At 69.1% G+C, this 19,939-nt stretch carries 17 protein-coding genes and 1 pseudogene; 5 read left to right on the top strand and 13 right to left on the bottom strand.

The features are described 5' to 3' along the window. Positions 1 to 61: 61 nt before the first annotated feature. On the top strand, positions 62 to 676 hold the full coding sequence (locus tag F573_RS0100495; RefSeq protein ID WP_231384376.1) for a hypothetical protein: 615 nt from the start codon (positions 62 to 64) through the stop codon (positions 674 to 676). A gap of 64 nt (positions 677 to 740) precedes the next feature. Beyond that, positions 741 to 2,000, top strand: coding sequence for an adenosylhomocysteinase (locus F573_RS0100500; RefSeq protein WP_019021046.1), 1,260 nt, complete (start codon positions 741 to 743; stop codon positions 1,998 to 2,000). A gap of 18 nt (positions 2,001 to 2,018) precedes the next feature. Here F573_RS0100500 and ribA read toward each other — a convergent pair whose 3' ends face one another. After that, positions 2,019 to 3,164 (bottom strand): GTP cyclohydrolase II RibA, encoded by a 1,146-nt coding sequence (gene ribA, locus F573_RS0100505; RefSeq protein ID WP_019021047.1) that lies wholly within the window; start codon positions 3,162 to 3,164, stop codon positions 2,019 to 2,021. Between the two features lie 104 nt (positions 3,165 to 3,268). On the opposite strand from ribA, the gene F573_RS0100510 reads away from it, so the two are divergent. Together F573_RS0100510 and F573_RS15345 are read left to right on the top strand one after the other, a co-directional pair. Continuing rightward, positions 3,269 to 4,075 carry a RibD family protein gene (locus F573_RS0100510; RefSeq protein WP_018871195.1) on the top strand — a complete coding sequence of 269 codons (807 nt, stop codon included), beginning with the start codon at positions 3,269 to 3,271 and terminating at the stop codon, positions 4,073 to 4,075. A 163-nt stretch (positions 4,076 to 4,238) separates the two neighbouring features. After that, positions 4,239 to 4,763, top strand: a pseudogene (locus F573_RS15345) (alpha/beta hydrolase); the annotation flags it as partial. On the opposite strand, the gene F573_RS0100515 reads toward F573_RS15345, so the two are convergent. The 11 genes from F573_RS0100515 to F573_RS0100565 all read right to left on the bottom strand — a co-directional run bounded on the left by F573_RS0100515 (position 4,707) and on the right by F573_RS0100565 (position 18,364). Then, positions 4,707 to 5,573: a uroporphyrinogen-III synthase gene (locus F573_RS0100515; protein WP_019021048.1), complete on the bottom strand. Its 867-nt coding sequence runs from the start codon at positions 5,571 to 5,573 to the stop codon at positions 4,707 to 4,709. The pseudogene F573_RS15345 and the gene F573_RS0100515 overlap by 57 nt on opposite strands. Then, complete coding sequence (cysG, locus tag F573_RS0100520) at positions 5,570 to 7,036, bottom strand: siroheme synthase CysG (RefSeq protein ID WP_019021049.1); 1,467 nt, start codon at positions 7,034 to 7,036, stop codon at positions 5,570 to 5,572. The genes F573_RS0100515 and cysG overlap by 4 nt, the downstream gene beginning before the upstream one ends. A 2-nt stretch (positions 7,037 to 7,038) precedes the next feature. Further along, the gene (locus F573_RS0100525; RefSeq protein ID WP_019021050.1) at positions 7,039 to 9,729 is read right to left on the bottom strand and encodes a nitrate reductase; all 2,691 of its coding nucleotides are present in this window, start codon (positions 9,727 to 9,729) and stop codon (positions 7,039 to 7,041) included. A 1-nt stretch (position 9,730) separates the two neighbouring features. After that, a complete protein-coding gene (nirD, locus tag F573_RS0100530) occupies positions 9,731 to 10,102 on the bottom strand; it encodes a nitrite reductase small subunit NirD (RefSeq protein ID WP_019021051.1) in 372 nt (123 codons plus the stop codon). Beyond that, entirely contained in the window at positions 10,099 to 12,579 is a 2,481-nt protein-coding gene (nirB, locus tag F573_RS0100535) for a nitrite reductase large subunit NirB (protein WP_019021052.1), read from the bottom strand. The genes nirD and nirB overlap by 4 nt, the downstream gene beginning before the upstream one ends. Beyond that, positions 12,579 to 13,376, bottom strand: coding sequence for an ABC transporter ATP-binding protein (locus F573_RS0100540; RefSeq protein ID WP_019021053.1), 798 nt, complete (start codon positions 13,374 to 13,376; stop codon positions 12,579 to 12,581). The genes nirB and F573_RS0100540 overlap by 1 nt, the downstream gene beginning before the upstream one ends. Before the next feature lie 10 nt (positions 13,377 to 13,386). Further along, positions 13,387 to 14,334, bottom strand: a complete 948-nt coding sequence (gene ntrB / locus F573_RS0100545; RefSeq protein WP_019021054.1) for a nitrate ABC transporter permease — start codon at positions 14,332 to 14,334, stop codon at positions 13,387 to 13,389. Positions 14,335 to 14,346: 12 nt separating this feature from the next. Continuing rightward, the gene (locus tag F573_RS0100550) at positions 14,347 to 15,765 is read right to left on the bottom strand and encodes a CmpA/NrtA family ABC transporter substrate-binding protein (RefSeq protein ID WP_019021055.1); all 1,419 of its coding nucleotides are present in this window, start codon (positions 15,763 to 15,765) and stop codon (positions 14,347 to 14,349) included. Positions 15,766 to 16,233: 468 nt separating this feature from the next. Then, a complete protein-coding gene (locus tag F573_RS0100555) occupies positions 16,234 to 17,547 on the bottom strand; it encodes a nitrate regulatory protein (protein WP_018876965.1) in 1,314 nt (437 codons plus the stop codon). 127 nt (positions 17,548 to 17,674) lie between these two features. Next, on the bottom strand, positions 17,675 to 18,031 hold the full coding sequence (locus tag F573_RS0100560; protein ID WP_017941855.1) for a DsrE family protein: 357 nt from the start codon (positions 18,029 to 18,031) through the stop codon (positions 17,675 to 17,677). Positions 18,032 to 18,121: 90 nt separating this feature from the next. Next, the gene (locus F573_RS0100565; protein WP_019590155.1) at positions 18,122 to 18,364 is read right to left on the bottom strand and encodes a hypothetical protein; all 243 of its coding nucleotides are present in this window, start codon (positions 18,362 to 18,364) and stop codon (positions 18,122 to 18,124) included. Between the two features lie 303 nt (positions 18,365 to 18,667). On the opposite strand from F573_RS0100565, the gene F573_RS0100570 reads away from it, so the two are divergent. Next, positions 18,668 to 19,225, top strand: a complete 558-nt coding sequence (locus F573_RS0100570) for a TMEM165/GDT1 family protein (protein ID WP_018876967.1) — start codon at positions 18,668 to 18,670, stop codon at positions 19,223 to 19,225. Here F573_RS0100570 and F573_RS0100575 read toward each other — a convergent pair. Next, on the bottom strand, positions 19,160 to 19,936 hold the full coding sequence (locus F573_RS0100575) for a TVP38/TMEM64 family protein (RefSeq protein ID WP_019021057.1): 777 nt from the start codon (positions 19,934 to 19,936) through the stop codon (positions 19,160 to 19,162). The two genes, F573_RS0100570 and F573_RS0100575, sit on opposite strands and share 66 nt — an antisense overlap. Between the last annotated feature and the right edge of the window lie 3 nt (positions 19,937 to 19,939).

The raw sequence follows: 19,939 nt of genomic DNA on the forward strand, positions 1-19,939 counted from the left end.
TTCCGCCGTGTGAATTCCCTCAAGGTCTGGCCAAGATGCTGAATCGGAGGGACCTTCACCCATGCATTCACCCATGCATCCGCCCGGGCACCCCGCCCCCCTGCGCGCGGACCTGCCCGGGCCCGCACCGGGCGCGTCCCCCGGGACCCCGTCGCAGGCAGCCGCGTCCGGCGACCTGCTCCGGATCGAGCGGGACGCCCCGCCGGACCTTTGTCTGACCCTCCGGCGCCGACGCTGGTGGCAGCGCCTGCTGCGCCCTTTGCTGGGGCCGCTGGAACGCCCCCTGCCGGATTCACGGCTGACCCGGCGTGTGCGCATTAGCGCCGCCTCTGCAGCGGATCACGAGGCCCTCAGGACCAGCCCCAGCGCGCAGACCGCGCTGGTCGACCTGTTCCGCGCCGAACGCCACTGGCCGGTGGATATCGTGACCGTCGGCTTCGACAACGGCCGGGCGCGGATCGACGGCCGGATTCTCGAACCCCTCGATGAAGAACGGTCGCGGCGCCTGCACGCGGAACTGCATGCTCATCTCGATGCCGCCTCGCATGCCCTGGCGATGACCTTCAAGGGCCGCGCGGGCCGGCGGGCGCAGCGTGCCGCGGGGGCCTCGCCCGTGGTCATGCTCGGCCTGCTCGCCCTGGGCCTGGTGGCCATCCTGGTGGTCGCCCTGCTCTGACGACGGTGGACGTCCCCACCGGGGCGCGGCACACTCCCGCCTTTCGCATTCACGGGAAGACGTCATGGCCGCGGACATCGAACAGGGTCGCCAGAAACTCGCCTGGGCACGGGACCACATGCCGGTGCACGCCGCCCTGCGTGAACGCCTCGGCCACAGCCGGCCGCTGGCCGGCATTACCCTGGGTGTCTGCTCCCATGTGGAGGCCAAGACGGGCGTGTTCGTCGAGACCCTGGCCACCGCCGGCGCCGAGGTGGTGTTCACCGGCAGCGAGCCGGGCTCCAGCCAGGACGACGTGGTCGCCGCCCTCAACGAGCAGGACGGCATCACCGGCTACGCCCGGCGCGGGGTCTCCGAGGAAGAGCTGGAAGCTCTGCACCTGCAGGCGCTGGACCACGGACCGAGCTTCATCCTCGACGACGCCGCCGAGCTGACTGCGCGGCTGGTCCACCAGCGCCCGGCGCTGCTCGACGACTTCATCGGCATGTGCGAGCAGACCACCACCGGCGTGCAGCGGCTGCAGGCGATGGCGCGCGCCGACGCCCTGCCGTTCCCCGCCTATGCGGTGAACAACACGCCGATGAAGCACGAGTTCGACAACATTCACGGCACCGGCGAGTCCTCGCTCACCAACCTGCTGCTGACCACCAATCTGCTGCTGGCCGGCAAGCGGGTGGTGGTGGCCGGCTTTGGTGACTGCGGTCTCGGCATCGCCGCCAAGGCGCGGGCGCTGGGGGCGCGGGTGGCGATCACCGAGATCGAACCGCGCCAGGCACTGCGCGCCCACATGGCCGGCTTCGAGGTGATGCCGATGCTGGAGGCGGCCGCCTGGGGCGAGATCTTCATCACCACCACCGGCAACCGCGACGTGATCCGCGCCGAGCACTTCGAGGCGATGCCCGACGGCGCGCTGCTGGCCAACGCCGGCCACTTCAACGTGGAGATCGACGCCGAGGCGCTGGCGGGGCTGAGCGTCGAGCCGCCGCACGAAGCGCGGCCGGGCATTATGGAGTATCGCCTGGCCGACGGCCGCCGCCTGCATCTGGTCTGCGAGGGCCGGCTGGTGAATCTGGCCACGCCCACCGCCATGGGCCACCCGGCCGAGGTGATGGATCAGACCTTTGCCATGCAGATCGTCGCCGCCTGCCATCTGGTCGAGCGCGCGGCGGGGCTGGAGCCCGGCGTCCACCCGGTGCCCGACACGGTCGACCGCGAGGTGGCCGAACTCAAGCTGGAGACCCTGGGCATCGGCCTCGACACCCTGACCGAGTCGCAGCAGCGCTTCCTCGACGCCTGGCGCGACGATCAGATCAAGGGGGTCTGAGCACCCCCCTGGCCCGGGCTAGCCGCGCTCGGCCTCGGCGGCGAGCAGTTCTTCCAGCCAGTGCCCGCCACGATCCGCCTTGGTGCTGAGATAGCGCAGGTTGTGCGGGTTGACGGTGCCATGCACCGGCTCGCGCGACGCCACTTCGATCCCGCCGGCACGCAGGGCGTCGATCTTGGCAGGATTGTTGGTCAGCACGCGCACACGGTCGATCCCGAGGAACTCCAGCATCTCTACCGCCGCCTCGTAGCGGCGCCCGTCGGCGCCGAAACCGAGCTGGCAGTCGGAATCGATGGTGTCCATGCCGGCATGCTGCATGGTGTAGGCGCGCAGCTTGTTGGCCAGACCGATGCCGCGGCCTTCCTGAGCGAGATACAGCAGCACCCCGCCACCGCTGTCGTTGATCATCTTGACCCCGCGACGCAGCTGATCCCCGCAGTCGCAGCGCAGACTGCCGAACAGGTCGCCCGTCAGGCAGGCCGAATGCAGGCGCACCGGCACCGGATCCGGCCAGCGGCTCGGCTCGCCGATCACCACCGCCACGTGTTCCTGGATCCCGTTGCCCTCGCGAAACAGCATGAACCGGGTCACCGGAGCGTCCGCCAGCGGTACCGGGGCCTCGCTGACATGCGCCAGCTCCAGGCGCGGATGCTCCGCCACCTCGCGCGCCTGCGCGGCGTCCACGTCCAGCAGCATGCCGTCTGCCACCGCCGAGGCGATCGCCTCGGGCTCCGGATCGGGGATGAAGGCCGTCACCACCGCCGGCAGCAGCCGACCGGCACGAACCAGCTCCAGCGCGGCGGCCTCGCTCTCGCCGGCGCGCTGGAGCACCGCGCCTTCCAGCAGGCGGGCGGCGGAACTGGCATCATCGGAGCCTTCGGGCGCGCTGGCGAGGACAAACAGCGATTCCGGATCCACCGTGCCGGTCGGCTGCAGCGCCACGCCTTCCCAGCCTTCTTCCAGCGGTTGCGGCCAGCCCATTGCCGACGCCCGGTGGGGGGTTAGAATCAGACGGGGCCGTCCGCCGGTCATCACGGTCAGACGATCGAGCTGTCCCGGTGTCAGGCCCTCGACGGCCGCTGCAAGGACATCCGTTCCGGAACCGCTGACACGAATCGGATGGCCCCGGCGAAGGTCAAAGATCCCGCGATCGGCGTTGTGCATCGGGTACTTCCATACGGAGTCGGGTTGATGAAGTTAGCTCCTCGAACGGTCAGACTACCCCAACTGCCCCGCCGCCGTCCCCAAACCCTGCTCGGGGAGAAGCCATGAGCGAAGAAATCATCACCGAAGCGCGGGCCTGGCGATGGCTGCTGACCCGCTGTGACAATGCGGCCTGCCAGCCCCTGCCGGGCCCGCTGGCCCCGGCCGCCCACGAGGTCCTGGACCTCTACGGCCCGATCCTCGAACCCGACACCATCGCCATCGGCCAGCTGGGACAGAGTCTCGACGGACGGATCGCGACGCATACCGGGCACTCCCAGTACGTGACCGGACCGGAGGACATCCGCCACCTGCACCGACTGCGGGCCCTGGTGGATGCCATCGTGGTGGGTGCCGGCACCGTCGCCAGCGACGACCCGCAGCTGACGGTGCGCGAGGTCGAGGGCCGCAATCCGCTGCGCGTGGTGCTGGACCCCGAAGGCCGCCTCGCGGCCGATCACAAGGTGTTCGCGGCCGGCGGGCCGACCACCCTGGTCCTGCACAAGCCCGGGCATGCCCCCGATCACCTGCCGGCCCACGTGGAACGCGCGGAGCTGCCCGTCGAGACGGTAATGGCCGACGGCGAACAGCGCGAACGCTTTGCCCCCCGCCGGGTGCGCGACCACCTCGAGGCGCGCGGCCTGAACCGCCTGCTGGTGGAGGGCGGCGGGCGTACCGTCTCGCGTTTCCTGGCCGCGGACACCCTGGATCGCCTGCATCTCACCATCGCCCCGATGATCATCGGCTCCGGCCGCCCGGGCATCACCCTGCCTCCGATCGACTCGCTGTCGCGGGCACTGCGACCGCCGTTTCGCGAGTTCCGGCTGGGCGGCGACAACCTCTATGACCTGGACCTGCGCAGCAAGCCCTGACCCCCCCGCCGCCTCCGGAGCGCGCATGACACGCCTCGCCCGTCTCATCCCGGCACTGCTGGTCGGCCTGCTGCTCGGTGGCTGCGCCGCCACGCCCGCCGGCCTTCCCGCACCGGCCACCGAGAATCCCGAGCCCGCGCGGCTGGAACAGGGTCTGGCCCGGATGCCCGACGGGAGCGAACTGCCGCTGCGCCGCTGGGGTCCGCGCGAGCCCGAACGGGTGGTCCTCGCCCTGCACGGTTTCAATGACTACGGCGGCAGCATGCACGCCCTCGCACGCCCGCTGGCCGCCAGCGGCATTGCGGTCTACGCCCCGGACCAGCGCGGTTTCGGCCGCACCGACTCGGCCGGGTACTGGGCCGGCCACACGGCCCTGGCCGTCGACGCCCGCGCCCTGCTCCGCGCCCTGGACGAACGTTACACGGACCTGCGCCCGTACGTGGTCGGCAAGAGCATGGGCGCGGCGGTGGCGACCCTGGCGGTGACCGGCGAGCCGGCACCGGCCGCAAGGGCGGAGCCGGCCATCCAGCGCAGGAAGGATCGGCGCGAACGCCGTGTGGACGTTGGTTTCATGGCCCGGATCACCGCAGGGGATTCAATCCGTGGGCCATCCGCCCGCGCCACAAGTTCCCTACGCAGCCGCCCGCAGATGCCGGGTAAGCGCCGAGACCAGCGGCTTCATGAAGTAGCGGCCTTCGGGGACCACCGCGGGAGAAATGCCGTGGGTGCGCAGTTCCTCGGCCACCACCGGGCCGATCGCGGCGACGACGGTCCGGCCGAGCGCTGCCAGCAGCGTGTCCTGATGCCCCGAGTCACGGGCGACACGCAGCAGGCGCCGCACCTGGGCCTGGCTGGTGAAGGCGATCGCATCCACCTCCCCCGCGATCAGGGCCTCGATCAGCCCGGTCACGCGCCCGGTCGCGGCGGCGTCCGCATAGCGGTAGGGCCAGACGGGAAAGACCTCGGCGCCCGCCTGCTCCAGGAACTCGAGCAGGCGGCGGTTGGGTTCCGCGCCGTAGAGCTGCACCCCGATACGCTGCCCGGCCAGATGCTGCCCGGCCCGATCCTGTCCGGAAAGGGTTTCGATGATGCCCTCGGTCGTCGGTGTGGCCGCGATCGCATCCGGCCGCACGCCGAAGGGCTTCATTGCCCGCCCCGGCTTGGGGCCGCGCACCAGGGTCGGCGTCCGCGCCACGGCCGCCAGCCAGGCGTCCTCGCGTTCGGCACTCCGGGCAAAACCGGTCAGGCGGGTGAAGCCCTCGCCGGTCAGGAAGATCAGGCGGTCGAACGGCGCCTCGATCGCCCGGTGCAGCCAGGCCTCGATCGCCGTGCGGTCGGGGCTGTCGTGGATCGCGATAAGGGGACAGCGCCAGACCTCGGCCCCGCGCCGCTCCAGCAGACCGGCGAAGACCTCCAGCGCCCGGCTCTCAGGCAAGGCGACGCGGCGACCCGCGAGGCCACTGGCCGCCACCTCCGGCAGGACGGATGCGGCCGTCACGCCGCGCTCGCCGCCGCGGCCCGCGACCCCGGCCCCGACATCGGCATCGGCTGCGGAAACACCGTGGCGGCCCCGGCATCCGGCTGGAACCAGGCCAGACGCGCGTGGCAGGCCGCTACCTCGCCGATCACGATCAGGCTGGGCGAACCCACCTGCTCGCGCTCGGCACGCGCGGCCAGCTTATCCAGCGTGCCGCTGACCACGCGCTGGCGGGCGGTGGTGCCGTTCTCGATGATCGCCGCCGGGGTCTGCCCGGCGCGGCCGGCACCCTTCAGCCCCCGGCAGATCTCGCCCACGCCCTTGCGGCCCATGTAGAACACCAGGGTCTCGCGGGTACTGGTCAGCTGCGACCAGTCCACATCCAGCCGCCCTTCGCGGGTATGGCCGGTGATGAACCGCACCGACTGAGCATGGTCGCGGTGGGTCAGCGGTATGCCGGCATAGGCGGCGCAGCCGCTGGCCGCGGTAATGCCGGGGACGACCTGGTAGGCCACGCCGTCGCGCGCCAGCACATCCAGCTCCTCGCCGCCCCGGCCGAACACGAACGGGTCGCCGCCCTTCAGCCGCGCCACGCGCTTGCCCTCGCGCGCCAGTCGGGAGAGCAGCGCGCTGATCTCCTCCTGCGGCACGCAGTGATGGTCGCGCTCCTTGCCGACATAGAAGCGCTCGGCCTCGCGCCGGGCCAGGTTCACCACCTCGGAGGACACCAGCCGGTCGTAGACGACCACATCCGCCTGCTGCAGCAGGCGCAGCGCGCGAAAGGTCAGCAGGTCGGGATCGCCCGGCCCGGCGCCGATCAGGTAGACCTCGCCCGGCGTGCGGGCCGAGGCATCCGCCAGCTCCTGCTCCAGGCGCGCCTCGGCCGCGTCCATGCGCCCGGCCAGGGCGAACTCGGTGGCTGGCCCGGCAAAGGCCCGTTCCCAGAACGCGCGGCGCGCGTTCACGCTGTCAAAGTGGGTGCGCACCCGGTCGCGCAGACGCCCGGCGAGATCGGCGAGCCGGCCATAGCCGGCCGGGATCAGGCTCTCGATCTTCGCGCGCAGCAGGCGCACCAGCACCGGGGCGCGGCCACCGGAGCCGATCGCGATGGTCAGCGGCCCGCGCTCCACGATCGCCGGCAGGATGAAGCTGCACAGCTCGGGCTGGTCGGCCACGTTCACCGGGATCGAACGCGCGATGCAGTCCTCCGAGACCTGACGGTTCACCGCCGCGTCGTCGGTCGCGGCGATCACGATCGCCACCCCCGCCAGGCATTCGGTGTCATAGATCCCCGGATCGCGGCGGATCGCCCCCGGTTGTTCGCGCAGCAGGCGCTCGGCGGCGGCGCTGTACTCGGGGGCCCGCAGGCGCACCCGCGCCCCGGCCTCCAGCAGCAGCGCGGCCTTGCGCGTGGCCACCGGCCCGGCCCCGACCACCAGGGCCTCGCGGCCGTGCAACTGCATATAGATCGGCAGGTGTTCCATGCTTATCCCTCCCGCGCCACGGGGTCCGTGGGCGCCTCGGCTTCTTCATTCAACAGGGTCTGGATCTCGGGGCTACAGGAGCCGCAGTTGGTCCCGGCCTCGAGGGCCGCACCGACGGCCTCGCAGGTGGCCAGCCCCTGCTCGCGGATCGCGGCCCGGATACGCGTCTCGTCCACGCCGAAGCAGGCGCAGACCATGCGTCCGCGCGCGGCCTGGCCGTTCGGCGGTCGCCCGGTCAGGAGCGCCATGCGCTCGGTATCGCTGATCGTCTCGGCCGCGAACAGGCCGGCCAGCCACTCGCGCTCGGGCAAGCCCCGGTCGGGGCCCGCGAACAGCACGCAGGCGAGCCGGCCCTCGTGAATCCGCGCGGCGCGATAGCGTCCCCCGGCGGGGTCGGCGAACTCCAGCCATTCCCCCGGCCCGTCCAGGCGCTCGCGCCACGCATCCATCGTGGGCGGTGCGCCCCGCCCGGCCAGTTCGGTGCGCAGGTGTCGGGGACCGCGGGCGGTGACCGCATAGTCCGCCTCCGGCGCGGCGATCGGCTCGCGGCTCAGCACGAAGCCGTGCCAGTCCAGCGTCGCCGGGCGGGCGGCCACGGCCGTATGCTTGAACGCTGGCTGCCCGGAGACCGGGTCGACATGCGCGGGCACCAGCGCATCGACTCGGGCGAGCCGCGCGATCGGCCGGCTCCAGTGCATGGGCACGAACACGCTGCCCGGGCGCTGCTCGCGGCTCACCTGCACCCGCGCGAGCAGACGACCGTGGCGACTGGTCACCTCGGCGAGATCGCCGGCCTGGACCCGGAACAGTCCGGCATCCACCGGATGGATCTCGACGAACGGTTCCGGCTGATGCGCACTCAGGCGCGGGGTGCGTGCGGTCCGGGTCATGCTGTGCCACTGGTCGCGGATGCGGCCGGTGTTCAGGCGCAGCGGATACTCGGCATCGACTGGGTCGGTCGGAGTCTGGGGGGTCACGGCCGCGAGCTGCGCGCGGCCGCTGGCGGTAAAGAAACGGCCATCGGCATAGAGGTGTTCGGCGCCCGTCCGACTCCCCGCCGGCAGCGGCCACTGCACCGGCTCCAGGGCGTCGTACTCGGCGTCGGACAGCCCGGCCAGCGCGCCGATGTCGAAGTCGCGCGTGCCGTGGTTCTCGAAGGCGGACAGCGCCGCATGCTCGCGGAAGACCTCGCCCGGGCGGGTATAGGGAAAGGCGTCGGCGAAACCCAGGCGCTGCGCGACCCGGGCCAGCGCCCACCAGTCGTGGCGGGCCTCGCCCGGGGGCGCCCGGAACGGGCGCTGGCGCGAGATGCGGCGCTCGGAGTTGGTTACCGTGCCGTCCTTCTCGCCCCAGGTGGTCGCCGGCAGCAGGACGTCGGCTACCCGCGTGGTCTCGGTCTCGCGCACGCAGTCGGAGACCACGACCAGCGGGCATGCGGCCAGGGCCTGCTCGAAGCGCGCGGCCTCGGGCAGGCTGAACAGCGGATTGGTGCCGATGATCCAGACCGCCTTCACCTGCCCCGACTCGACCGCGCGGAACAGGTCCAGCGCCTTCAGCCCCGGCTGGCGCGCGAGGTTCGGTGCGCCCCAGAAACGTCCGACCCGGTCCAGGGCCGCGTCGTCGAAGCCCATGTGGGCTGCCAGCTGGCTGGCCAGTCCGCCGACCTCGCGCCCGCCCATCGCGTTCGGCTGGCCCGTCAGCGAGAACGGGCCCATGCCCGCGCGCCCGATACGGCCGGTGGCCAGGTGCACATTGAGGATCGTCCCGGCCTTGTCCACGCCGCTGTCGGACTGGTTGATGCCCTGGCAGAAGGCGGTCACGGTGCGTTCGGTACGGGCAAACCACTGGAAGAACGTTGCCACCGCCTCCGGCTCCAGTTCGCAGGCCTCGGCGGTCGCGGCGATCGACGGGCTGGAGGCCCGCGCGGCCGCCAGGGCGTCGGCGAAGCCGTCGACATGCCGCTCCAGGAAGCCAGGGTCCAGCGCATCCTCCCGGCGCAGATGGTCCAGCAGGCCGTTGAACAGCCAGGCATCCGTACCCGGCGCCAGCGGCAGGTGCAGGTCGGCCGCCTGGGCGGTGGCCGTACGCCGCGGGTCGATCACCACCAGCTTCATCTCCGGGCGCGCCGCGCGGGCGGCCTGCAGGCGCTGGAACAGGACCGGGTGGGCCCAGGCCATGTTGGAGCCCGTCACCACGACCAGATCGGCCTGCTCGAGGTCGGTATAGCTCCCCGGCACGCCATCCACCCCGAAGGCGCGGGTATGGGCGGCCACGGCGGTGGACATGCAGAGCCGGGAGTTGGTATCGATATTGGCCAAACCGATGAAGCCCTTCATCAGCTTGTTGGCGACGTAGTAGTCCTCGGTCAGGATCTGCCCGGAGACGTACAGGGCGACCGCATCCGGCCCGTGTGCCGCGATGGTCTCGCGAAAGCCGTTCGCCACATGATCCAGCGCGGTCTCCCAGTCGACACGCCGCCCGCCGATCTCCGGGTGCAGCAGCCGGCCCTCGTCGTCGAGGGTCTCGGCCAGTGCCGCGCCCTTGGAGCACAGGCGACCGGCATTCGCCGGATGGGCGGGGTCGCCGCGCACCGCGACCGGAAACTCGCCTTCCGGCGTCGCGGTCACCTCCACGCCGCAGCCCACCCCGCAATAGGGGCAGGTCGTACGGGTGACCGACTGTTCCGCAGCCATCTCAGCCCGCCTCGCGGCAGGCGGACGGCACCGCCGCGGAATCGTCCGCAGCGTTGGCCGTGGCGCCGGAGAGGTCCAGCCACACCTGACCGTCGGTCACCCGGATCGGGAAGGCATGGGTGCACCCACTGTCCGCCCCGGTGGCCTCGCCGGACTGCAGGTCGATCACCCAGTTGTGCAGCGGGCAGGTCACGCGCTCGCCGTGGACGATGCCCTGCGACAGTGGCCCGCCCTTGTGCGGGCACTGGTCGCGCAGGGCAAACACGCGGTCATCCGCAGTGCGGAACACGGCGATGTCGCCGTTCGGGCCCGCCACCACGCGTGCACCCAGCGGCGGGATGTCCTCGAGCGGACAGATCGCAAGCCAGCTCATGCCGACACCCCCTGGCGCGGGGCCGCGTCCACCGGCTTGATCGGGATGAACTCGTGCGCCGCATGCCCGGCGGCGCGTTCGGCCCAGGGGTCCACCTGCGCCACCTCCTGCGACTCCAGGAAGCGGGCGTACAGCGCCGCGCGGTTCTCGGCGTCGTCCACCAGGCGTTCCTTCACCCGGGTCAGGCCGACGCGCTCGATCCACGGGGCGGTGCGCTCCAGGTAGCGCGCATCTTCGCGGTAGAACTGCATGAAGGCCCCGGCGTATTCGAGCACCTCGACCTCGGTCTCCACCTTGCAGAGGAAGTCGGTGGCGCGCACCTTCACCCCGCCGTTGCCGCCCACGTGCAGCTCGTAGCCCGAGTCCACGCAGACCACGCCCAGGTCCTTGATCGTGGCCTCGGCGCAGTTACGCGGACAGCCGGAGACCGCCATCTTGAACTTGTGTGGCGTCCAGGAGCCCCAGGTCATCCGCTCCAGCTGGATGCCGAGTCCGGTCGAGTCCTGGGTGCCGAAGCGGCACCACTCGGAGCCAACACAGGTCTTCACCGTGCGCAGGGCCTTGCCGTAGGCATGGCCGGAGACAAACCCGGCGGCGCCGAGATCGCGCCACATCGCCGGCAGGTCGGCCTTCTGCACCCCCAGCAGGTCGATGCGCTGGCCGCCGGTGAACTTGACCGTGGGCACCTGGTAGCGCTCGGCCACCTCGGCAATCGCGCGCAGCTCGGCCGGCGTGGTCACTCCGCCCCAGATGCGCGGCACGACGGAATACGTTCCGTCCTTCTGGATGTTGCCGTGCGCGCGCTCGTTGATGAAGCGCGACTGGGCGTCGTCCTGGTAGTCCTTCGGCCAGGCCGCCAGCAGGTAGTAGTTGAGCGCCGGACGGCAGACATGGCAGCCGTTCGGGGTCTTCCAGTCGAGGGCCTCGAACACCGCGTCCATGGTCTTCAGGCCGTCGCGGGCAATGGCCGCGCGCACCTCGTCGTGGCTGTGGTCGGTGCAGGCGCAGACCGGCTTTTTCGCCGGGGCGTCGGAGTAGTCTCCACCCAGCGTGGTGGCGAGCACGGACTCCACCAGCCCGGTGCAGGACCCACAGGAGTTCGACGCCTTGGTGTGGGCGCGCACGTCCTCCAGCGTGAACAGCTTGTGCTCGCTGATTGCCTGGACGATCTCGCCCTTGCACACGCCGTTGCAGCCGCAGATCTCGGCCTCGTCGGGCATGGCCGCGACCCGCGAGGCCTCGTCGCCGTGGCCGGAGTCGCCGATATGCGCCTGGCCGAACAGCAGGTTCTCGCGGATGTCGGCCACTGGCGTGGCGTCGCGCATCAGCTGGAAGTACCAGGAGCCGTCCAGGGTATCGCCGTACAGCACGACCCCCTGGATGCGGTTGTCCTTCAGCACCAGGCGCTTGTAGACGCCGCGCGCGGCATCCTTGAACACCAGGTCCTCGGTGGTCTCGTCACCGGTGAAGTCGCCGGCGGAGAACAGGTCGATCCCGGTCACCTTCAGCTTGGTGGAGGTCATCGAGCCCTCGTAGCGCCCGATACCGTACTCGGCCAGGTGGTTGGCGCAGACCTTTGCCTGTTCCCACAAGGGCGCGACCAGGCCATAGGTGGCGCCGCGGTGCTGCACGCACTCGCCGACCGCGTAGATCGACGGGTCATAGGTCTGCATGGTGTCGTTCACCACCACGCCGCGCTCGCAGTGCAGCCCGGCGGACGCGGCCAGCGCCGTGTTCGGGCGGATGCCGACCGCCATCACCACCAGATCCGCCTCGACCTCGCTGCCGTCGGTGAAGCGCACACCGGTGACGCGGCCCTCGCCCAGGATCGTCTCGGTCTGATGCGCCATGCGAAAACGCATGCCGCGCTCCTCCAGCGAGCCGCGCAGCATCCCGGCGGCCTCGGCATCCAGCTGGCGCTCCATCAGGTGCTCCATCAGGTGCACCACGGTGACCTCCATGCCCTGGCGCATCAGGCCGTTGGCGGCCTCCAGGCCCAGCAGGCCGCCGCCGATCACCACCGCATGCTTGTGTGCGCGGCTGGCCGCGAGCATCGCGTCCACGTCGTGGATGTCGCGGAAAGCGACCACGCCCTCCAGTTCATGCCCCGGCACCGGGATCATCACCGGGTCGGAGCCGGTCGCCAGCAGCAGGCGGTCATAGGGCGCCTCGGTGCCGTCCTCGGCGATCACCCGCCGGTTCACGCGGTCGATCCGTTCGATGCGTCGGCCCTTGTGCAGGGTGATGCCGCGCTCGGCATACCAGGCATCGTCGTTCAGCATGATCTCGTCGACGGTCTTCTCCGAGGCCAGCACCGGCGAGAGCATGATGCGGTTGTAGTTGCCCCAGGGCTCGGCACCGAACACGGTGATGTCGTACATGTCCGGCTTGAGCTTCAGCAGCTCCTCGACCGTGCGCATCCCGGCCATGCCGTTGCCGATCAGGACCAGCCGCGGCTTGTCGTTCGCGGTATCCATCACGCGGCCTCCGACTCGGGATTCTTGTGACGCTCGTGGAGGAAGCGCAGCACCTCGGCCCGGTAGTGGTTGTACTGCGCGTTGTCGGCCATCACCAGGCGCTCGCGCGGCTTTGGCAGGTCGATCTCCAGGATCTCGCCGATGGTCGCGGCCGGGCCGTTGGTCATCATCACGATGCGGTCGGACAGCAGCACCGCCTCGTCCACGTCGTGGGTGACCATCAGCACGGTGTTGCCCAGATCCGACCGCAGCTTCATGACCTCGTCCTGCAGATGTGCCCGGGTCAGCGCATCCAGCGCGCCGAACGGTTCATCCATCAGCAGGACCTTGGGCTCCATCGCCAGCGCCCGGGCGATCCCGACGCGCTGCTTCATACCCCCGGAGATCTCACCGGGGTACTGATCCTTCGCGTGGGTCATGTGGACACGTTCGAGATTCTCCAGCGTCCAGGCGTCGCGCTCGGCCTGGGGAGCTCCGCGGCGCACTTTGTCAACGGCCAGACGGACATTCTCGTACACCGTCATCCAGGGCAGCAGGGAGTGGTTCTGGAACACCACGGCACGCTCTGGCCCGGGTTCCACTACCTCGCGCTCTTCCAGAAGAACGCCCCCAGTGGTTGCGCGCAGCAGCCCAGCCACGATGTTCAGAACGGTGGACTTGCCACAGCCGGAATGCCCGATGATGGATACGAATTCGCCTTTCTGGACCTTCAGATTCACGTTGTTCAGCACGTTGAGCGGCCCGCGTGGAGTCGCAAACGTCATGTCCAGATAATCGAGATTGAGATAGTGACTCATGTGTTTCTCCTTACGCGGGCGCGTAGTCGAAGCGTTTCTTGATCAGGCCCACCCCAGCGTCCAGGGCGATGCCCACAAGACCGATCACGAAGATCGACACGATGATCGAAGCGACATTGAGGTTGTTCCATTCGTCCCAGATAAAGAATCCGATGCCGACCCCGCCGGTGAGCATCTCGGCCGCCACGATCACCATCCAGGCAATCCCCAGCGCCAACCGCATGCCGGTGAGGATGTAGGGCATGGTTGCGGGGATCAGGATCTTGCGCGCCGCCTCCAGGCGCCCGAGACGGAGCACCTGGGATACGTTGGTGTAGTCACGCGGGATGGCCTGGACCCCGGCCGCGGTATTGATGAGGATCGGCCAGATGCTGGTGATGAAGATCACGAAGATCGCGGAGGGATTGACCGCCTGGAACACCAGCAGACCGAGCGGCAGCCAGGCCAGCGGGGACACGGGACGCAACAGCTGCACGACCGGGCTAATGGCGCGGCGCATCGAGAGCGAAGCGCCCATCATCAAGCCCAGCGGAATGCCGACCAGTGCTGCCAGGCCGAAGCCCGCCAGGACGCGGCCAAGGGAATACATCACCTGCCAGCCGATCCCCATGTCGTTCGGACCGTAGTCGTAGAACGGATCGCTTAGCAGGTAGACGGCCTCGGCCCACACTTGCCCGGGCGTCGGGAGGTCCGGCGAGACCGTCGACTGCAGCCAGGCCCAGCCCCCCAGCAGCATTCCGAACGCAATCAGCGGGAGTGCCAGCACAGGAATCCAGCGCTGGAACATATCCGCCATCACCTCGAATCGGTCATCGTGTGCCGATTCGATCGCCCCGGCGGTGTCGTTGCGTTCCGCCGGTTTGGTTTCCCGGCCAGCGGCGGCCTCCGTTCGACCTTCGGCGTCCTTGTCGTTCTCGCGTTCAACCGCCAGTTGCATATCGGCGTAATTGGTGGACATGGTGGGCCTCCCTCAGCCGTTGACGTCGGCGAGGTCATCGAGGGCGACCTTGCGACTGTGTACATCGAAACCGTCGACATAGCCGACAAGGTCATCCGGGTCATAGGCGCGGTTATCAATGAACCGGTCAGGGCCCATCTCGATCGGCGAGGAGGCCGCCTCCAGGGTCCAGTGTTCATTGCGTGTGCCTTCCGTCTTCCAGTCGATCTCGGGATAGGCGACGCCCACTTCTGCAGCCGCTTGCCGATACAGTTCGGGGCGATAGACCTTTTCGGCCACCGCACGCATATCCACAGGCTCTTCCAGCTGCCCCCAACGAACCATCTGCGTGACAAACCAGGCCGCATGCGAGCGCCACGGAAAGCTGGCCGCGTAACGGTGGAACACATTGAAGTCCGGGAAGGGTTCGGGGTCTCCGTCCGGATTGAACTGGAGCGTCCCCGTCATCGACATGGCCACTACGTGTTCAGGGGCGTTGACAAAACGGCGGCCCGAAATGATGCGCACCACTTCTTCGCGATTCTCGGGCTTGTCCATCCACTCGTTGGCCTCGATCAAGGCCCGCAACGCTGCCTGGTGCGTATTCGGGTGTTCTTCCGCCCAGCTCTCCAGTACGCCAAACACCTTCTCCGGATTGTTGTTCCATATCTCGTAGTTGGTGACCAGGGTCTTGCCGATACCCATGTCCACCGCACGCATGTTCCAGGGCTCGCCGACGCAGTAGCCATCCATGTTGCCCGCGCGCAGGTTGGCCACCATCTGGGGTGGCGGGATCACAACCAGGCGGACATCCCGATCCGGGTTGATCCCGGAAGCGGCCATCCAGTAGCGCAGTTCATAGTTATGCGTGGATACGGGGAAAACCATGGCGAAGGTCATCGGGGCACGGCCCGCTGCCTGGTCGGCATCGATGACCTTCTTCAGGGCGCGCGCGGAAATCGGCCGTTCGTTCATAGCCTCCGGATCGGCCTCGACCATCCGGTCGTAGAGCTCGTTGGAAACGGTAATCGCGTTGCCGTTGAGGTCCATGCTGAACCCCGTGATGGTGTTGCGCTGGGTAGCACCCACGCCCAGCGTCGCGGCGATCGGCATCCCCGCCAGCATGTGCCCGCCATCCAGGCTCCCAACGGAGACCTTGTCGCGAATATTGGCCCAGGAAGCCTCCTTGGCCACATGGACGTCGAGCCCGTGGCGAGCGAAATATCCCTTCTCCTGGGCGACTACGAGCGGAGCACAATCCGTCAAGGGGATAAATCCGAACTCGAGCTTGGTCTTTTCCAGCCCTTCGGATCCCCCGGCATAGGCCGCCGACCGGAAAAAATCCGGATGCATCCCCAAGGCGGCGCCCCCTGCCAGAACGCCGCCGGCCTGAAGGAAACGCCGGCGCGACAGGCCGGAGGTCTTTTTCGTGTCATTCGTGTGATCGGTCATTGCGGGTTCACTCCCCTTGTCAGCAAACACATCCCAAAAACGAAAAAAGGCGTCCTATCAGCCCGGCCGCGTTTGCAGCCGGGTGATGGACGCCTTTGTCCAGTCCCGTGGGAGGCCCGGTCGTCGGGTCTCCCTGTTGTCAGGCGACGAACCGCCGTTGGCTCGTCTTGCCGGTATTCCTGCAGGAGGTGTGCCAATTAGCCGTTGCTGATCGACCGATAGGGCGCAAAGCCTATCCTGACGCGGAAAAATCGGACGGTTCCCGGTACTCAATCGAATCTTCGCAGGGGAATATCACTCGCAAGCGGCACCACCCTGGGGCACACCGGCGGTGCAGATGAACCGCGCTGGTGCACTACCTGTAGGAGCCGCCTTGGCGGCGAAGCCCCTGCCAGTCGCGGACACTGGCAGGTGCTTCGCGGGCAAGCCCGCTCCCACAGGGCCGGCATCCGTTTCCCGGGGAGTTAGCTACAGGCCGCCCTTGCCCAGCAGGTCGGACATCGCGACGGTCGCCTCGGCGACCTCGGCCAGGCGCCGGTTCTGGTTCATCGCCGTCTGGCGCAGGAGCTTGTAGGCCTGGTCCTCGCTGAGGCCGCGGTGCTGGATCAGCAGCGCCTTGGCACGCTCGATGGTCTTGCGCTCGGCCAGGGCCTGGCGTGCCGCATGCAGTTCATCCTCCACCGACTGCAGCCGGGCCGCCTGGCGCTGCACCAAGTCCATCACCGAGTGTCCGACGATCGGTACGTTGAGTGCGGCATCGCCCTCCTCCTGCGCGGGCTCCAGGCCCTCCGGCGCGCCGAAGAACACCGCATACGGGACGCTGTCGCGCAGTTCCGACTCGGCGAGTTGCGCGACCCGGTCACGCACCGCGCCGAGGTCCGCGCGATCCGCCGTGATGCGTGCCGAGCAGCACTCGTTCAGGTGCATCTCCAGCAGATCCTCGATCTCCTTCATCGCGTCGATGCGCGCGGTGGTACAGGCAAACCATTCCTCGGCCCGGGCGGGGTCGTGGTGCCCTGAGGCCTCGGTACAGGCCCGGCGGCGCAGACGCTCGATGTCGGCGGCGAAGGCCGCCGTCTGCAGCTCGCGCCAGGCGGCACAGGCCGCCGGTGCCGCGAACTCGGAGAAGATGCGGAACGCCCGTTCCTGGGCATCGATCCGATGGACCAGCGCCTGGCGCAGTTCGGGCTCGAAGTTCGCGGCGCCAAACCCGGCGGCCCCGATCGCGCGCTCCTGCCCTGCCAGTTCCTTGCCCTGCATGAAGTTCAGCAGGGCCACCAGGGCCCGCGAGACCTCGGGATCGGTCGCCGAATCCGCAGCCTCGAACACCAGGGCCATCAGGGCGCGAATCAGCTCGCTGAAGCCGCGGGTCGAGTCCATCGGGCTCAGGGTCAGCTCCAGGACCTCCTCGCGCAGGCTGCCCAGGCCGGACAGGCCATGCAGCGCCAGCGCCATGCGCCCCAGCAGCCGACTGCGGCCATGGGCGCAGGCGTCCGGGGCCAGCCAGCCATCCAGGTGCTCGCGGAACGCGGCCGCGGCGGCGTCCGATTCGGCCCGGTACTGCTCCAGTTCGCGGGTATAGCGCTGGCCGCCGGACCCGATCCAGAGGCTGGAGGCCCCGCGCTCGCGCTGCAGGGCATGCACCAGCGCGCGGATGCGCCCGACCAGCTGCACCGCCTCCAGCAGGCGCTCCAGGCTCACCACCTCGCACTTGCGCGAGGCGACCAGGAAATCGCCAATGGACTCTTCGAGGGAAAAATTCGGGGATGTGTTCTGGGTCATGCTCGTCGTCCGTGAATCACTCCCGGAACAAACAAGCATGCGATGTGCCAGTTCGACCGACTGACAGCGGGGGTACAAACAAAAACGGGCGGGGCATCACGCCCCGCCCGCGGAACGGCACGGCCGATCAGAAGCTCATGGAGCGGTCGAACTCGGCGACGGCCTGGACGTAGTGGCCCATGCCGGCCATCTCGGCGTTCGGCAGGAAGTTGTGCTCGCCGACGTCGCGACCCTTGGCGCAGGCCTCGCAGGCCCAGAACGGAACGCCTTCACTCACCAGCGAATCCACGATGTCCTTCATTGCCGGCATGTTATGGCCGACGATCTTGTCGTACACGTTGCGGTTGGCGATGTTCACGGCCTCGCCCTGCAGCCAGACGGTCACGTCGTGGCCCTGCTGCTTGGCCACATTGGCGGCAATCATGCCAAGCGTGGCGCGGGTCGGGTCGTCGGTACCGGCGGTGACGGCAACAATAAAGCGCATGGGAGTCTCCCGGGGTTGAAAAGGTGCGAAATCGGTAGCGGCCGGCAAGCGGCGCGTCGATTTCCCACAAGCCAGGGAGAAACAATCGGCTCAGGGGGCGCCCTTCGTGGTGAGACTGTTGCGATAGAGCTTGAACGCCATCAACAGCCAGGGCACGGCATGGACGACCAGGTCGAGCACATCGAGTGGCCGGGTAAGTTCCCCGGCAAACAGCCAGCGCAGTTTCTCCGCGACATGCGGCTCGGGGATCCAGGGGGCCAGGCCGACGGTCGCAACCAGCAGTGCGAACAGCCAAAGGGGGGCCCGATCGACCCAGTAAAGGAAGCGTTTCATCGCGCGCATGCTACCCAAGCCCCGGCGGCGGCGCAGCCCGGAGCCGCGATCGTCCTTGCCCGCGCGGACCGGGATGACTAGAGTCCTGCCAGCTTCAGGGGAGTAGCGACCCGGGTGGCCTTGCCTCACCGGGGTCTGCATCAACAGATTCGATCCTCCGCCCGGAGGACCGTGGTGCAGACAGCCCCGCCGCCGATGCGGCACCGGGCCCCGCGAGACCTGTGGCATGGCGCCCCGATCCGTGGCCGGGTGGGTGGTGCGATGTCACGTGTCTTGCCCACCCACCCGGCCCGGAAGACCGTCATGGAAGCCCTGCTCGTCTCTACCGTCATCGTCGCCATCGCCGAGATGGGCGACAAGACCCAGCTCCTCGCCCTGCTCCTGATCTGCCGCTACCAGCAGACCTGGCCCATCATCTGGGGCATCGTGGTGGCCACGCTGGCCAATCACTTCCTGGCCGCGCTGGCGGGCGTGTGGATCGGCGCCAGCATCCCGGAGGACTGGCTGCGCTGGGGTCTGGGGATCGGGTTCATCGTGATGGCCGCCTGGGTACTGGTCCCGGATGGCGAGGACGAGCTGCCGGCCGCGTCGAAACACGGCGTGTTCTGGACCACCACGGTGCTGTTCTTCCTGGTCGAGATGGGCGACAAGACCCAGGTCGCCACCGGCGCGCTGGCCGCGACCTTCGACAGCCTGATCCTGGTCGTGATCGGCTCGACCATCGGCATGGTGCTCGCGAATGCCCCGGTGGTGTGGCTGGGCCAGCGCTTCGCCTGCCACCTGCCCCTGCGGCTGTTACGCGCGCTCGCCGCCCTGCTGTTCCTCGCCCTGGGCATCGGGGTCCTGCTCGCCTGGGTCTGAGGGAGACACTGAAGTCATTGGCGCCTCGGTGTGCAGTGTCTTCTGGCCCAGCCAGATGCGGCGCACCAGGCGCGGCAGCAACAGCAACAGCGCCAGCACCGCGAGCAGGGCCAGACCCAGCTGTACCCCGCTGTCGGCGCCACTGGCGATCTCCCGGGTGGCGTGCCCCAGCCAGGCATAGGCGAACAGGCTGGGGATCAGGGCGACCATGGTGGTCAGCGCGAAGACCGGCAGCGGCAGCCGGACCAGCCCCAGGGCGTAATTGGTTGGGGCGAACGGAAACACCGGCACCAGGCGGGTCAGGGCCACGACCCGCCAGCCCTCGGCCTCCACATCGGCGCGCAGCCGCGAGCTGCGCGGGCCCATGCGCGGGGCCAGCCAGGGCTGCAGCCAGGTACGCGCCAGCAGGAAGGCAATGACCGCCGCCAGGGTCGCTGCCAGCAGGCTGAGGGCGGCGCCGGTGAAGGGGCCGAACAGGGCCCCGCCCAGCAGGATCCAGAAGGTACTGGGCAGCGGGAACAGGGCCAGCAGCATGAAGGCGAGCACGAACACCAGATAGGCACCCGCACCCCAGCCCCGCAGCCAGGCCTCCACCTCGCCCAGCGGGAAGCCAAGGCTCGGCCACTCGGTGGTCAGCAGGATCCACGCCAGCGACACACCGAACAGGATCGCCGCCACCGTCAGCCACCGCTTGTGATGCCGGATGCGCAACCC

The organism is Thioalkalivibrio sp. ALE23, from assembly GCF_000378545.1.
Classification (GTDB): Bacteria; Pseudomonadota; Gammaproteobacteria; order Ectothiorhodospirales; family Ectothiorhodospiraceae; genus Thioalkalivibrio.